This is a genomic window from Pyrobaculum ferrireducens (genome assembly GCF_000234805.1).
In the GTDB taxonomy this organism is placed as follows: Archaea; Thermoproteota; Thermoprotei; order Thermoproteales; family Thermoproteaceae; genus Pyrobaculum; species Pyrobaculum ferrireducens.
In genome coordinates, this window is sequence record NC_016645.1 from 799,705 (window position 1) to 814,008 (window position 14,304).

The 14,304-nt window shown below is 55.1% G+C and carries 17 protein-coding genes; 11 read left to right on the forward strand and 6 right to left on the reverse strand.

What is annotated here, in order from left to right; genetic code table 11:
* Window positions 1-39: 39 nt before the first annotated feature.
* Genes cas4 through cas4a form a run of 4 tightly spaced genes read right to left on the reverse strand, consistent with a single transcriptional unit; the run spans window position 40 to window position 2,575 of the window.
* Window positions 40-615 carry a CRISPR-associated protein Cas4 gene (gene cas4 / locus P186_RS04410; RefSeq protein ID WP_014288223.1) on the reverse strand — a complete coding sequence of 192 codons (576 nt, stop codon included), beginning with the start codon at window positions 613-615 and terminating at the stop codon, window positions 40-42.
* The gene (cas2, locus tag P186_RS04415) at window positions 596-871 is read right to left on the reverse strand and encodes a CRISPR-associated endonuclease Cas2 (RefSeq protein WP_014288224.1); all 276 of its coding nucleotides are present in this window, start codon (window positions 869-871) and stop codon (window positions 596-598) included. The genes cas4 and cas2 overlap by 20 nt, the downstream gene beginning before the upstream one ends.
* Window positions 859-1,746 (reverse strand): CRISPR-associated endonuclease Cas1, encoded by an 888-nt coding sequence (gene cas1, locus P186_RS04420; RefSeq protein ID WP_014288225.1) that lies wholly within the window; start codon window positions 1,744-1,746, stop codon window positions 859-861. Before cas1 ends, cas2 begins: the two co-directional genes overlap by 13 nt.
* The gene (cas4a, locus tag P186_RS04425) at window positions 1,727-2,575 is read right to left on the reverse strand and encodes a type I-A CRISPR-associated protein Cas4/Csa1 (RefSeq protein WP_014288226.1); all 849 of its coding nucleotides are present in this window, start codon (window positions 2,573-2,575) and stop codon (window positions 1,727-1,729) included. Before cas4a ends, cas1 begins: the two co-directional genes overlap by 20 nt.
* Window positions 2,576-2,653: 78 nt before the next feature.
* Here cas4a and csa3 point away from each other — a divergent pair, with 78 nt between their 5' ends.
* The 9 genes from csa3 (at window position 2,654) to P186_RS04470 (ending at window position 10,083) form a co-directional block, all read left to right on the forward strand.
* Window positions 2,654-3,295 (forward strand): CRISPR-associated CARF protein Csa3, encoded by a 642-nt coding sequence (csa3, locus tag P186_RS04430; protein ID WP_014288227.1) that lies wholly within the window; start codon window positions 2,654-2,656, stop codon window positions 3,293-3,295.
* Between the two features lie 111 nt (window positions 3,296-3,406).
* A complete protein-coding gene (locus tag P186_RS04435; RefSeq protein WP_014288228.1) occupies window positions 3,407-3,667 on the forward strand; it encodes a hypothetical protein in 261 nt (86 codons plus the stop codon).
* Between the two features lie 2 nt (window positions 3,668-3,669).
* On the forward strand, window positions 3,670-4,632 hold the full coding sequence (locus tag P186_RS04440) for a DevR family CRISPR-associated autoregulator (RefSeq protein ID WP_014288229.1): 963 nt from the start codon (window positions 3,670-3,672) through the stop codon (window positions 4,630-4,632).
* On the forward strand, window positions 4,629-5,504 hold the full coding sequence (cas5, locus tag P186_RS04445; RefSeq protein WP_014288230.1) for a CRISPR-associated protein Cas5: 876 nt from the start codon (window positions 4,629-4,631) through the stop codon (window positions 5,502-5,504). The genes P186_RS04440 and cas5 overlap by 4 nt, the downstream gene beginning before the upstream one ends.
* A complete protein-coding gene (locus tag P186_RS04450) occupies window positions 5,491-6,393 on the forward strand; it encodes a hypothetical protein (protein WP_014288231.1) in 903 nt (300 codons plus the stop codon). Before cas5 ends, P186_RS04450 begins: the two co-directional genes overlap by 14 nt.
* Window positions 6,390-7,862 carry a CRISPR-associated helicase Cas3' gene (gene cas3, locus P186_RS04455; protein WP_014288232.1) on the forward strand — a complete coding sequence of 491 codons (1,473 nt, stop codon included), beginning with the start codon at window positions 6,390-6,392 and terminating at the stop codon, window positions 7,860-7,862. The genes P186_RS04450 and cas3 overlap by 4 nt, the downstream gene beginning before the upstream one ends.
* Complete coding sequence (locus tag P186_RS04460; protein WP_148682720.1) at window positions 7,834-8,493, forward strand: CRISPR-associated endonuclease Cas3''; 660 nt, start codon at window positions 7,834-7,836, stop codon at window positions 8,491-8,493. Before cas3 ends, P186_RS04460 begins: the two co-directional genes overlap by 29 nt.
* Before the next feature lie 391 nt (window positions 8,494-8,884).
* Window positions 8,885-9,730, forward strand: coding sequence for a hypothetical protein (locus P186_RS04465; protein WP_148682721.1), 846 nt, complete (start codon window positions 8,885-8,887; stop codon window positions 9,728-9,730).
* Window positions 9,724-10,083: a hypothetical protein gene (locus tag P186_RS04470; protein WP_148682722.1), complete on the forward strand. Its 360-nt coding sequence runs from the start codon at window positions 9,724-9,726 to the stop codon at window positions 10,081-10,083. Before P186_RS04465 ends, P186_RS04470 begins: the two co-directional genes overlap by 7 nt.
* Here P186_RS04470 and P186_RS04475 read toward each other — a convergent pair.
* Window positions 10,052-10,435 carry a PaREP1 family protein gene (locus P186_RS04475; RefSeq protein ID WP_014288236.1) on the reverse strand — a complete coding sequence of 128 codons (384 nt, stop codon included), beginning with the start codon at window positions 10,433-10,435 and terminating at the stop codon, window positions 10,052-10,054. The two genes, P186_RS04470 and P186_RS04475, sit on opposite strands and share 32 nt — an antisense overlap.
* A 339-nt stretch (window positions 10,436-10,774) precedes the next feature.
* On the opposite strand from P186_RS04475, the gene P186_RS04480 reads away from it, so the two are divergent.
* Together P186_RS04480 and P186_RS04485 are read left to right on the forward strand one after the other, a co-directional pair.
* Window positions 10,775-12,250, forward strand: coding sequence for an AAA family ATPase (locus P186_RS04480; RefSeq protein WP_014288237.1), 1,476 nt, complete (start codon window positions 10,775-10,777; stop codon window positions 12,248-12,250).
* Window positions 12,251-12,400: 150 nt separating this feature from the next.
* Window positions 12,401-13,624 (forward strand): ATP-binding protein, encoded by a 1,224-nt coding sequence (locus tag P186_RS04485; RefSeq protein ID WP_014288238.1) that lies wholly within the window; start codon window positions 12,401-12,403, stop codon window positions 13,622-13,624.
* Here the strand turns inward: P186_RS04485 and P186_RS04490 are convergent.
* Complete coding sequence (locus tag P186_RS04490) at window positions 13,568-14,296, reverse strand: phosphoribosylaminoimidazolesuccinocarboxamide synthase (protein WP_148682723.1); 729 nt, start codon at window positions 14,294-14,296, stop codon at window positions 13,568-13,570. The genes P186_RS04485 and P186_RS04490 overlap by 57 nt on opposite strands.
* Window positions 14,297-14,304: the final 8 nt, after the last annotated feature.

The following is a 14,304-nucleotide window of genomic DNA, read 5'->3' on the forward strand; positions in this document are numbered from 1 at the left end:
CAACACAATAGTATCTCAAAAAGAGGGTCGAAAGCTTGTTTAGATTTTTTCTATTTGTGTGGATGTGTATCCGCAGTATTTTCTGTACCAGCAGCTGGGGCATTTGTTTGGGTGGTGTCTTGGCTGGGGGGTCCAGCCGCTGTATATGCGGCGTATCTGGGCGGCTACGTGGTTTACTAGCTGTATGAGGTTTTGGGTGAGTGGGATTGTGGCTGTGTGGCCGGTTTCTGTGTAGTAGATGTAGGCTGTGGTGGCGGCTCTGCGGTACTGGGCCTGGGCGGCGATGGCGTAGGCGGCGGCCTGTGCTTTGTGGGGGGTTGGGACTGTGCGTGGGGGTTTGGCTAGCTTTACTTCGAGGGGGGCTGGGCGGCCGCCTATCCACAGCACGGCGTCGACGACGCCGCATATGCCGGCGCCTTCTAGGCGTGGGCTGTGTTCGACGCGGTCGGCGCCGAGGGCCTTGGCGACTGCCTCGACGGCCTCGCGCTGGGTTTCCTTTCCCTTCTTCATCCTCTCGGTGGGGGGCTCGGCCGCTCCTGTTATGATGTAGTAGGCGGCGGCTGGGCAGTAGAGGTACTGCCTGATGAGGGCTGGGTTAATGCAGAGCTGGGCCACGGCCGCTGGGTGGGGGTGGGCCTATTCTTATCATTGTTTCCAGCGTCCTTCTGTCTATTTTGAGGATTATTATGTCTGCGTTGGCGCCTCTGACGGCTCTGGCGAGCCTCTCGGCGAGCTCCTTGACGTAGGCAGGGGGGAGGCGGCCTATGTAGGCTGACTTCTGGACGCGGGCTAGGCCGTATGACCTCAGCACCTCCGCCACCTTGTTTCTCACGTGGTCTTCGGTTATGTCGTATACCACTAGGATGTGCATAGGGACTTCGCCAGGTGCCTTGCTTCTCTGTGTATCTCTGCTGATACTGGGCTTCTCCCGGCGCCGAGTTCCTCAAGCACCGCGGCGGCTACGGCGAGGCGGGATTTGTGGGTGAGGAGGCCGTCTTCTACCTCAAGCTCTTCGGCGGATTTGGCCACCGCGGCGTCGACGCGGGGCCTCCACTGCTCCATGAAGTCTAGGACTAGGGAGGGCCTTCCTGACTTGTCCGCGTGTAGGAAGCCTACGTAGGGGTCTAGGCCGGAGAGGAGTAGGGATTTGAAGCAGAGGGTTTTTAATATGCCGTAGCCGTAGTTGAGGCCGGCGTTTACGGGGTCTCGGCCGTCCTGGTCGCGGCCTGGGAAGCCGGTTACCTCTCTGTAGGCGGCCCAGTAGGCCTCCGCGGCCGCGGCCTCGGCCTCCATCAGAGCCCTGGCGTCGGGGGCGCGGGCCGCCGCGTCGGCGGCCTTGCTGATCTGCTCGGCGTATTGGCTGTACCGGGCCAGCCTCCTCCGCCACGTGCGTACGTTCTCCAGCTGGCCTCTTATCTTCCTCCAGATCCACCTCCTGGCGAACTCAAGCCCTCTGCCGTCTGCGGTTGCTTTGTACTGGCAGAGCCTCTTGGCCCCGGTGGCGTCGCCTACGGGCTTCATAAATATGCCGATGGGCTCCCCCCTCTGGTCGAACACGGCGACGGTGGCGCCGGCCCTCAGCAACGCCCTTAGGGCCTTCGTGGAGATGGATATCCCGCCGGTGAGCAACAGCACCTCGTCTACTTCGTGGAGGGGGTATTCCCTCCTGGCGCCGGGGCTCTCGACGACGAGCAGGCCCCGCCTGGCTCTTATCCGGGTTCCGTAGCTAGCGACTGCGATCTGCATGGCATATGTGGAAGTATGGGCACGTCCGGGGGCACTCCGGCGCGGCGCCGGGGTCGCGTCCGGAGGCTACTATGTCTATGGCCTCGTCTCTCGCCTCGAGGAACTTGGCCCGGGCGGCGTCGCCGAGGGGGTGCGCCACGGCTCGGTACTCCACTGCGGCGTTGACGGATATCTGGACGTGTATGCCGTAGTCTATGGGCACGCCCCACTCCGCCTCTATGGCCATGGCGTATCCCGCCAGTGCGGCCTCTACATTTTGCGAGGGGCCGAACTTGAACTCCACCACGGCTCCGAGGGCGACGCCGTCTGCCACCACGTATCCGAGGCCGAGGGGTGCCCCGTCGACGACGACCTGGGTGGCTATTGGGGCGGCGTAGAAGGCGGCGGCGTCGCGGCCGCGGGCTAGCCTGGCGGCGTGGGCGTAGCTGTGCTCGCCGAGTAGTCTAGAGGCGACGTATTTGTACAGCGCCTCTGCCTTCGGCCTCACGTCTTCGGGTACGCCCTCTAGGGAGGGGGACATGGGCGCCCCGGCGTAGGCGTATTTCTTGAAGTCCTCCACGGCCTTGAACAGCGCGGCGTGCAACGCCTGGCCCTCGGCGAGGGTTTTGTTTGCGGCGGGCCTCTCGCCCGCGACGTATTTGAGGTAGAGGTTGCGACCTGTGGGGCAGTAGCCGTAGGCGAAGTCTGAGAGGGCTAGCCCGAGGTAGGCGGGGGGCTTGACGGGCGGCCTGTCGTAGGCCCAGCCCCGTAGGTCGGGGGATACCTCGACGGGTCCCGTGGTTATCCTGGCTCTTTTTAGGAGTCTGGCGATTTCGAGTAGGGTTAACACAAAGTTTTGGTCTAGTTGTTTCTAATGTTTTACATTCTGCAAGGGGGAAGATTTTAATTTGCAGGTATCTGCAATTTAATGCGGCTGGCTGTCACTGTGGGGTTCGAGTCGAGGCTTGTCATGCGGGCTCTTGCACGTCTAGGACCCGTAGATGATTATTTCCTTCTGCGTGGCATAACTGGTAAAGAAGGCGATAGGGAATCCGCCGAGACTGTTTCTGATTTAATAAGGACGTTGGGCAAGGGCCAGGAAATTCAGGTGGATCTTATCGATCTTTCTAGAGGCTTGAATAGAATTGTCGAGCTAGAGTTCGACATCATGGCTCTTGCAGGTGGACCTCGTGCGTTGATACTTCTCGCATTTGTTGCCGCTATTCTAAGGAAGTCTGATATCTACCTAGTTCCTGAGTTCTCAATCGAGCCTGTGAGAATTAGTGGATTTAGAGTGCTGAAAGAGTTGGGAGGCCTTACGGAAGCGAGACTTAGGGCCTTTGTAAATGTAGGTATCGGCTCTACAGCCGAGGATGTCGCTAAGCGTATAGGAGTCGACAAAACCACAGCATATCGTCACCTCGAGTGGCTAGCGGATAGGGGGCTTGTTAGGGTGGAGGGGGGACGTATGAGGAGGTATAGCGCTGATCCGCTGTCCGTAGCTGTGGCGTCGGGGTATTTGCGGTTGATGGAAAAAGAAGTTGCTAAAAGTGCAGGAGATAAAGTATAATAAACATTTGTTTCGTAAATCACCATGTCTGAACAGAAAGAATTTAATATTGATCCAATAATCGACGTCCTAGCATATCTCGCTCGAGAAAGGGTTTATGGTCCACTTGATATGTTAAGTCGCGTAGAGGACAGCGACGAGTTCTATATGAAGATGGCGAGAGAGGCATTGTACTCGGCGTTGCGGTATGTCTCAACTGAGCGCGTAGCCTATCAGCAGCTTGAGGACTCCGTGAGGCTTGCGCTGGCTGTGATAGAAAAAAGGCCTCACTTCGCCAAGGAGCTGGCGCTGAGAGCCCTTGCAAGATCTATGTCGGCTGGTTCGGACAAGCCGCAGAAGGGGGGAAGGGACACAGCAGAGGGTAGTCAGTGACCATGTACGTCTCGTTCGGATTCAGATTCAGAGCTGAGGTTGAGGCTTTGAACATGGCGGAGGCTGTAGGCAACTATACGCGCCATAGGACGGCGCCAGTGATGGTGATAGAGCGGGATCAAGACGGCAGAGTAATCGCGTATAAGGTTACTATGGCGCCTGCGGTCTCTGGCCAGTCGATAGCCTTTGGCTTTATGTCGGCATTGGTTAAACTAGCTAATCAGCGGAATCTACCTGTTTGTGATGAATGTCAGAATTATAGCAAATTGGGCGGATTCTTCAAAAGAGCCGATAGGCCGGAGATCGGGAGGGACGAACGTATAAGGACGTGTGTGGTAGAGGACGTGACCGGCTTTATGGCGACCAAAGAGCGGGGGGGCGGCGAAAAGGGTGGAATGATAAGGAGGACCTCGCCTGTTATGTTTAGCTATATGGTGCCCGACTCTTATAGTGCTAGGGGCGTCGTAATGCCGCAACTACATGTTAGGTATAACTTACAGAATCCTCAGCAACAGGTGCCATACCAGGTAGAAGCCGGTACTGCAATATATATACACGGGGTGGCAATAGATGTTGAGAGAATAGGTAGGTTCGAGGATTCCGACGGCTATGTAGGTGACAGGAAGGCAAGGATTGAGGCAGTTTTCGATGCGTTGAAGGCACTCTACGGCGGGCTGTTGTTTGGCGCGAAAAAGGCGCGATATACGCCTATCTTTGAAGCACTAGGCGGCATCGCCGCGATCTCACACCCAATACCATTTACTGTGAGCCCGCCGCGTATGAGAGATTATGTCGAGGAAAATGCAAAGAGGGCGGCGGCATATATCGGCGAGGTTTCTCTATTCTGCTTTGACAAGGAGGGCATAACTAGTTGTGGAAAAACTGGAGACAAAGTAAAGGCCGTTTCTAACCTGGAAGAGCTAATTAACTCAGTCAAAGATTTAGTGCTGAATAAAATTAAATGAGGTACATATTGCTTAAGACTGAGTTTTACTCGCCATACACCTCTGTCCAGTTCTTCGCAGAACATGGTAGCGGATCTATAGTTCCACCGCCATCGACATTGATAGGCGCGCTCGCTGCAGTTTACTACTACCCAGTCGAGAGAGAGATTGAAGACGAATTTGTTTCTAGAGTAAAATATGTTACTTTCCATGTTCCGCCATATACCGTTGTTGAAAATATCTCACGACATTTTACTTTGTTTAGCCAGAGGAAAGAGAGGCTTAAGGCATTAAGGGCAGCCATAGATGTAGTGGCTGGTGCAAGGGAGCTAGATGCCGCGGTATTAAAGATCTTCACAAATTATGGCGGTCTTAGGTTGAAAAAGAACGAGAGCGTAGAGGAGGCGCTTCAGAGGATGCGCAGTTCTGGAATGACAGATATTGATATCGCTTTGACCGCTGTACAGGTGTTGTTGGCTCCAGCTACGCGAACTGAGACGTATTTCTGGGAACCGGCCTATATTCTATATGTTGTTGACGACGATCTTAAGATAGAACCTACTGGAATAATGAGGATAGGTCCTAAGGAATCGATTGTCTCTGTGACGGAGCTTAAGATCAAGAATTTACAGAGGATTAATGAGAGGATAAGAACCAGATTTTACGTGCCGGTTAGGGCACTAGAGGGAATGTGCGGAACGTGCAACGTGGTCTATATGGCTCAGAGACCCGGTGGTGACCCTGAGAAGGTTGGTGTTGAGCCTTACTACGTTCCTCGTAGCGCGCCCGATATGAGTATTGAGGGATCCCCAGCCCATGGGTGGGCCGCTGTGGAGATCGAGGCTGAGGATGTAACTCTGAGAGCTATTGTGCCCGAATATGTCGCGCCGTAAGAAAGATACAAGTCGTAAAGAAAAAACTAATAGTATAAATAATATTTGTATTGATATAAATAACATCAATAAATACATTAACTTTATTTATTTTTATAAGGTTAACGCATTTTCTATTTTAGCCACATCGATGCCGGTAAGCGAGATAAAAAGTAATATAAATAACTTTATTGAATCAATAAATAATTATATTGAACATATCCAGAAGAAAAGTAGAAAAATTAGTAAAGATAAAAGTGGTTTATTATTGTCCGAATCGGATTTTGCCAGTTGTTCCAAGGCTTTATCATCAGAAGAGCTTATAGAAATGAAGGAGTTCTTAAAGAGTAGTATATATTTATATACCTTAAAAACTTCAGGCACTTTTAAAACCTTATCTGCTTTCGATAAACTAAATCAAATGGCTGATTATGTGTTTCGAGTCTGCTTTCATGATGATTGTCATCTTGCCATTGTCGAAGTCGCTGGTTATGACCTTGCATCTAGGGATATGAGCTCGATTAACAGGGAGTTTCTCAGATTTATGAATAAGTTAAGGCTTACCTATACGCCTGCCTATGTGCTAGCTATGTCGTTAGCAGTTCGCCATTTAGCTAGATGCCAAGAGGCTGAGGTGCGTCTCGTTAGAATAAAAGGGTCTTATTACACCTCAATTCCGCTTCAACACAGATTACTGTGCACTCTCAAGCCTCTTGCTAACTTTTACATCGACTTGGTTGAAGCTGGCTCCGGCTACGTTGAGAGTGTTGCTTCGAAGATCCTGGAGATGGTTCAAACAGACGATAGATACAAGATATATGAGGTGTTGAGGAACATGTCCCAGACTAGGAAGCTCGATATCAGAGAGCGAGAGGCTCTGGATAAACTGGTTGCCTTCTTGGTAAAATGAGGGCCGCAGTAGCTAGGGCTCTGGAACTAGCTAGGGGAGGAACTGATCGGTTTGTGCTGGAGTTGCCTACTGGTTACGGCAAGACGAGCACAGGTCCGCTTCTCTTTAGAGCGTTTAGGGAGGCTGGTCTCTGCTGGAAGGCTATTCATGTTTTTCCTCTGCGGGCTGTGTTGCACAAGACTTTGAAAGAATATGTTACTAAATATTCAGATATTTCTTTTACATATCAAGATGGCGATGTCACTCTTACAGAGCAGGGTTATGTGAAAAGCGCCGACTTCTCGATTGGTGACTATATATTAACTACTGTTGATTCCTTTATACATAATCTTTTTAAGGCGCCAGTGTCTGAACTGCACCGTATAGCAGGTAGGTCGAGGGCGATACATTATCATGTGCCTTTTGCTAACATATACCCCTCTTGTGTATTTTTTGACGAGGCGCATATCTCGGCGCTAGAGGAGAGTGGGAAAGCTTCTGCCGCGCTGGAGGCGGCGGTTAGCGTCTTGGCTGAGGCCCATGTGCCGGTAGTGGTGATGTCAGCGACAATGGGAGCGTGGAAAAAGAAGCTCTTCAGAGGGTTTAAATTCGTCCAGCTAGGTTCCAGAGATAGGGAGGATAGCGATACCATATATGTCCACGACGCTGAGTTTGAGAGGTGTGTTTCCAAGATCAGATATACTGTAAGGAAAATCAATTTGGAGAATGTTGCTGAAATAGCTAAGCGAAAGGTCAAGGAAGGCAAAAGAGTTTTAATCGTCTACAACAACTTAGGCGAGGCGGCAAATCTTGCGAAGAAGCTAGGTGGTGTCTTGATTCACTCTAGACTAACTAGAACTGATAGGCAAAAAGCTGAAAACGAACTCGCCAAGGCGGATATCGTGGTGGGAACCTCAGCTATTGAGGCTGGCGTTGATGTGAGTTTTGATGTTTTGATATCATCGGCCGATGCGCCCGAGTCGGTGATTCAGCGTGTAGGGAGAGTCTGCCGTAAGGTGGACTGCAATGAGTGCCAAGGCGAAATTTACATATTTGGGGAGCAAGCCGACATGTTCCTCCCGATAAAGCAGTGGAGGTTGCCATATATGGAGGGAAGTTACATCTCTCTGTTAAGAAGTGAGATTAATAGAGATGCGGGGATTGCGTGGCTCCTGGGAGAACTCTCTAAGTTTATCTATATACCTCCAGATGTCTTAAAAAAGGTCTTTATAAAAGCTGGGATGTCGTATGTGAGGTCCGCACTAGTAGAGGCTTGTGCTGATGAGTCATGTAAGCCTGAGAGTGCTTTCCCAGTATCTCTTGATAAAGCTAATGAATTGCCTATTGATAAGATCTATATCAATGGAACTTTCGAAAAGCCACCTAAGGAGTATAACATAAGTTGGCTGGTCTCGGCTGTAGAGAAATATGGGGACTTTCCAAAGCTAGTGCTCAAGTGTTATGTCGAAGGACTTGGTCCTTTCTGTTGATTGCTTGTCTGTTGATTGCCTGGCTGGACCGTGCGAGCCTCTGGAGAAGCATTCAGTAGAGGTAGCTACATGTGTTGAGAAGAGAGGCCAATTAGTGGCAAAGAAGATAGCCAGGGTATTTGGAGCTAGTGAGGACGAGGTCCTCGATCTGATGGTGTTCGGAGCTCTGGCTCATGACGTTGGCAAATCAGATGTAACATTCAAGGGAAGCAATGGGTTTTATCCCATGCATGAAGCTAGGTCTACTGCATTTGTGTTATATGTCTTTGATAAAGCAGGTTTGCGTCCCAGCTGTTCTCTTGAGGGAAGATCTCTGGCAGACTTAGTGCTCGCCATGGTTGCTTTACATCATTATTCCCACAAGGATTATCGGATTAGTAAACCCGTGGGACTGACGCCTAGATGTCCGCTTAATTGGTTTTTGGAGTGGGCACCTAAAACCCAGCTGGGGAGAAGAATACGCGAAATAGCGTTAAGCGTGCGTGATGTTTCAGAAACACAATGCCATGCCGACATCATAAGTACTATCGGCAAGCCGCTTAATACAAAATTAAGTATGGCTGTCTCCGCACTTCTTGGTGTATTAGGTAAATGCGACGTGGAAGTAGCTAAGCGAAATAGATGTGACTAAAACCGTTGTCGTGTTGCCACATAGACTTAATCGTTAATATTTAGCCAGGGGCAATATGTTTTTGGCCTAGATTTCCCCTCGGTATCGAAGAGTAGGACTCCCCTCAACATGCCGTACTTTAGAAGATTCACCGCCATGCTCAGATATGGATCCTGTTTCTCGTTTAGCCAAAGGCTACTAGAGGCTGTGGCTCTGTTAGAGCCTTATTTTCGGTGGTGACATGTGTTGCTCATTTGCCCGGGGGTGGTGCTGGGGTTGGCGAGGGGAGTCCATGTTACTTGGTTCGCTAGGTGGTGCGAGATTTGTGTAGGGAGGTTGATAGGATGTGGAGTTGGGTTGAATGTTGTTGGTAGAGTTGCTTATGTTTTTAATCTTGGTGGATGTGTGGTGTGTGGAGTTTAGGGTTGAGTTTAGGCCTAGTGGGGGTGACGTGTGGTTTAGGGGGAGGGGGTGGCTTGGGGATAAGACTGTGTTGATGGGTCCGCCGAGGTCAGGAAAGACGGCGTTTCTCTGCCTGTTGTTTTCGCTTCTTACGCCGGACGGCGAGGAGTCTGTAGATGTCGCCCATAGCGTAGCTGACAGCTTGCTGGAGCCTGGCGGATTTTTTGAGCTTGGGGTCGGCGGGTTCCATATGGCGTGTCATAAGACGGAGGGTGGAGAGGCTAGTGTTATTTGTAGCCGCGACGGGAGGCCGCGGACTGGGGATGTCTTAATATTTTACGAGGGGGTTGAGCTGACTCTGAAGCAACCACGTGCTGTCAATCCCATGTTTATGAAGATGTTGCAGAGGATGGAGAGGTACGTAGACAGGGCCAGGGGGCGTTTTAGATATGCTTTAGTGAGGCGGGAGGACGGAAAGTGGTATGAGATAGTTGGTATCAAGCCGCTTATGCTGGAGCACGCGTCCAGAGCTGTCGCTGTGGTTGGATTTCTGGAGCGGCTTGCCGAGGTTTTCGATGGGTGGATTCTGCTAGATGGCACGCTGGACGGCTTGCATCCGGAGGAGTCTCTGTACGCGGCGGCGCGGCTCCTCGCCTCGAGGGCTAGGGTTGTGGTGTCTACCCACAGCCCGTGGGTTAAAGACTTGTTTCTGTGTGCCACCGCCACACTTAGGCTCGCCGGATTGGAGCCTAGGAGAGTGGGCGTGGCTGTGTACGAGATAGTTGGCGGCGAGTTTAAGAGGGTAGATTTTTCTGACTACGGCACTGTCTACAGCAAGCTGTATGAGGCATGTTGAGCGGTGTCCATGCGCGGCTTCTCCTCAGTGGCAAGCCGTTCTGCACGAAGCTTGTGAGTATTAAGATTTGGTTGATCGTAGCGAGAGATGTGGTGGTGGCTGATGATGAGGTTCTGGGCTGTGTCGTGGCCCGGGCCGACGGGTGGTGGACTGCGTGGTTGACTGCGGCGGCGCGGTTGGGGTTTACTTCAAGTCGCGGGTCAGGGCGGTGGGGCCACAGCTGGGTGAGCACGGCAAGGCCGGCGAGGCCCATGGCCACTAGCCTCAGCTCCGCGCCGTACACCACCAGCATTGAGCCACCTGTGTTCCTACTTATAAACCTTATGGTGTCGGCCGCGCCGCGGCTCTTCTGACGTATTCCACTACGTCTTCTACATCTCTCTCAACCTGATCCAGCGATCCGTAGCGCGACAGACCCCCCTCGGGGTCGAGGCCGCTGTGCTGGAACTGGTGCAGGTCCAGGGCCTTTTCCACGGCCCGCTCCAGCTCCTCGTCGCCTAGGTGCTGGGCCACCTCTTTCATCCTGGTGGTGGGCATCATGGCGATTACCAGATCTACCTTAGCCACCCGGCGGCCCCGCCCCGCCCTCCCCTCGCCGGGGTAGAGGCCGGCGAGCCTTTCCCTTTGCTGAGCCGCCGCGGCCAGGAGGGCCTTCACTGCTTGAAACGCCTCGCCGGCCGCGTTTCTGTACAGGCCGTTTTTCAAGAAAGCGGAGGGCTAGCTCAGCCTCGTAGACGGCCCCCTCAGCCTGTCTTCACGATACTTGTCGAGGCTGATCCACGGCTTCGCCGTTGACTCCACGTCTAATCCCTACATTGATGTAGTTAACCGCGTTGGGCGTATAGCTGGCCGCGGCGGTGGTGTTGTGGAGTGCGTTTTACATAGATGCGGCGGGCGCCGGCGAGGTGTTGATTTTGGTTGCGCCCTTCGCTGTGTCTGTGTTCTGGAGGCGCGGGGGGCGTCTTGCGGGGAGGGCCGCGCGGCTCTTCGCCTCCGGCCGCCCGGCGCCGTCTATTTATATGTCTTATTACGTGTGTAATTATTATGGCTGTAATAAAGCTCTACGGGAGGGAGAGGGAGCTCGCCCTGCTGGGGCGTCTTAAGCCTCCTTTTCTCGCTGTGGTGTATGGCCGGAGGAGGATTGGCAAGACTGCGTTGGTGCTGTCTTTCCTCTCGGCGAGGCCCCACCTGTATTTCTTCGTCAACCCGAAGAAGCCCCGGGGGGTGTTGCTGGAGGAGTTTGGGGAGGCGCTGAGGAGGGCTGCGGGGCTCCCGAGCTACGTCCGGTTTGCGGATTGGGAGGAGTTTTTCGACGTGTTGTTCCAGCTTAGGGGGTACGTGGTGGCTTTTGACGAGTTTCAGTGGTTTTTGGAGACGGCGCCTGAGGTGCCCTACATACTGCAGAAGATGTGGGATACGCGTGTGGAGAAGCCCTCGGTTATCCTCACAGGCTCTGTGGTGGGGATGGTGAAGAGGCTTGTGGCGGACGCGGGGTCTCCCCTCTTCGGCAGGGCCGACCTCGTGCTGGAGCTGGGGGAGCTGGAGCCCCCCGCAGTGTTCCGGTGGCTGGGGGATATGGGTGTGGTGGGGGAGGAGGCCTTTAAGCTCTTTCTCCTATTCGGCGGGGTGCCCTACTATTACCGCCTTGCTCAGCAGTGGGGGGTGAGGACTGCGGAGGAGGCGGTGAGGCTTCTCGTGGCTGGCGAGGGCGGCCCCTTGAGGCACGAGGTGGAGTTCGTCCTCGCCGAGTCTCTCGGCCGGGAGTACCGCACCCACCTGGCGATTCTAGACGCCGTCGCCGGGGGCGCCACCAAGCTGGAGCAGATAGCCAGCCGCGCCGGTGTGAAGGCCACGTCTCTCCCGCCCTACCTCAACGACCTGGTTAATCTCCTAGGCGTGTTGGAGCGGCGCAAGAGCAAGAGGGTCTATTACGAGATTAGGGATAGGTTCTACGCATACTGGCTGAGGTCTGTGTATAGACACGGCGACGTGGCGGCGGGGGAGGCCCTGGAGGAGGCCGCCGTTAGGGAGCTGGAGCGTTTCTACCCGTGGGCTTTTGAAGCCGCTGTTAGGCAGATACTGCCCAGGTTCTACCCCGTCAAGAAGGTGTCCAGGGAGGTGGTGCACATCAGAGAGGGCGGTAGGCGCGTCCAGCTGGACGTAGACGCCCTGGGGGTAGACGAGGATAGGAGGTTCGCGGTGCTGGCCGAGGCTAAGTGGGGCGCCGCGGACCCCCGCGAAATAGTGCCGAAGCTCAGGGAGGCAGCGGAGATGCTCATCCCCCCAGGCTGGACGACGCGGCTGGCCATCTTCGCCAAGTCTTTCACCGCGGAGACGGAAGAGGCGGACCTCATAGACCTCGGGACCATTCTCCAAAACCTCGCCCAGCCCACCCCAAGCGTGTACACTCCTCAAACGTCAAAGCCCCGCGGCGGCTCCGCAGAGCTCGACGCCGCAGGTGGCTCTGAACACGGCGGCGACACGCGACGCGGGGCGAGGCGGCCGGGCTCCGGGGCATAGGAGGTCGGCGCCGGCGTAGGCCCTAGATGCGCCTCGTCTACCCAGGGCGTTTCCAGAGCGCCGCTGAGGCGTGGCGGGCATACTTGTGGGGGCTGTGGTGTGTTCCAGTGTGTTCCGCAAAAGTTTTATTTTTTGTGGATTGTGTTCCACATGATTGAGGTTTTGAGTAGGGAGTATATTGAGTCTCTTCGCTATGTGAGGGAGATCCCCAGGTTTTTCAGCTTGCCCGCGGCGGGGCGCGACGTCGTAGCCGTCGTGGGGCCGAGGCGCGTGGGGAAGACGCACGTCTTGTTGAAAACCGCGGCCTCGCTTCTGGAGCGGGGGGAACAGGCGCTGTACGTCTCTTTTGAACACCTCTGGACGGCGTCTCTCGACGAAAGGAAGCTGGCGGAGGAGGTGAGGCGGGTGTACCCGTCGGGGGAGGTGCACCTATTTCTCGACGAGGTGCAGTCGTGGCCCCACTGGGATTTTAGACTTAGGTGGCTACACGACGTGAGGGACTTCAAGATCTACGTCTCGGGCTCCACCTCTGAGCTCTCCGCCGAGAGGGTGCCCTCGAGGCTTAGGGGTAGGTACATCTCCCGCCTCCTCCTCCCTCTGTCGTTCTGCGAGGTGGCCTCCGCGGCGAGGCCTGAGACGTTTAGAGAGGTGGGGGCGGCGAGGAGGCTTTTTGAGGAGTACGTCAAGTGGGGCGGCTTCCCGGAGGTGTGGCTCTCTAAGTCGCTGGATAAGGTGAGGGCTCTCGTCGACACGGTCTTCTACCGCGACGTGGTGGAGAGGCGGAGGGTGAGAGACGTGGAGGGGCTCGAGGCGCTGTTCAAGACGGTTTTGGAGAACTACGCAAACCCCGTCACGTGGCGCTCCCTCTCGCGATCGCTGGGGCTTGACGTGAAAACCACCGCGGCATACATCAGATACCTCTCAGAGTGCTACTTTGTCCACGTAGTGGAGCGGTATGGGCCCGCCCGGCGGAGGGCGAGGGCACCCCGGAAGCTGTACCTTGTGGACACCTCCTTCACTTACCTATCCAAGGCGGGGCTGGACATGGGCCGGAGGCTGGAGAATGTGGTTTATATCGAGCTTCTTAGGAAAGCCGCCGCCAGAGGCGGCAGAATCTACTACGTAGACGTCAACGGCGTGGAGGTGGACTTCGCCTACGTAGAGGGGGACGCGGTAGAGCTCTACGAGGTGGCGTACGAGCCAGACGAGAGGCATGCCGAGAAGCTGAGGAAGGCGGCGAAGAGGCTGGGGGCTAGCCGCAGTGTGTTAATAAGCTGGGATTCGGAGGACTACGGCGCGGTCCCCGCCTGGAGGTGGCTACTGGCGAACTGCCCCGCCGCCGGCCCGCCCCAGGGAGGCTTTCGTAATTTCTAACAGCTCTCTGTAGCGCCTCAAGAGGCCCTCCACGTCTCTCGTCTTGCGGAAGTACTCCTTGTCTAGGTGCTCCCCTCTGCAGAGGACTCTGAAGGTGTCGCCGGAGATCTCGTCGACTAGGACGAGGCCCCGGGGGGTTCTGCCGAATTCAAACTTGACGTCTAGGAGGTCGCACCCCGCGGCGTCGTACAGCTCCCTAAGCGCCTCCGCGGCCCTCAGAGACGCCGCCTCCACATATGCCAGCTCCTCCCAAGTCAAGAGGCCCGCCTCCACAGCGTCTTGGGGGTATATAAGCGGGTCGTGAAGCGCGTCGTCTTTTAGATGAAACTCCACAAGCGGCTTCGACAGGGGCTGGAGGGGCTTGAGCCTAGGCATCCTCTTGAGCTGGCTTCCATACGCCTTGAAGCGCACCACCACCTCCACCGGCGCCACCTCGGCGGGCACCGCCACGAGGACGTTAGGCGGCTTGTACTCCACGAAGTGGGTTGCGACGCCGCGGGCGGCGAGGTGCGCGAAGAGGACCGCCGACAGCTCAGCCGCCAGCGCCCCCTTCCCCGGGGCCGCCGCCTTCACCGCCCCGTCGCCAGCCGTAACCTCGTCCTTAAACTCCAAGTGGTAGAGGCCGCCCACCCTCCAAACCCGCTTGCTCTTCCCTTCGTACACCAGCTCCACACCCCCCT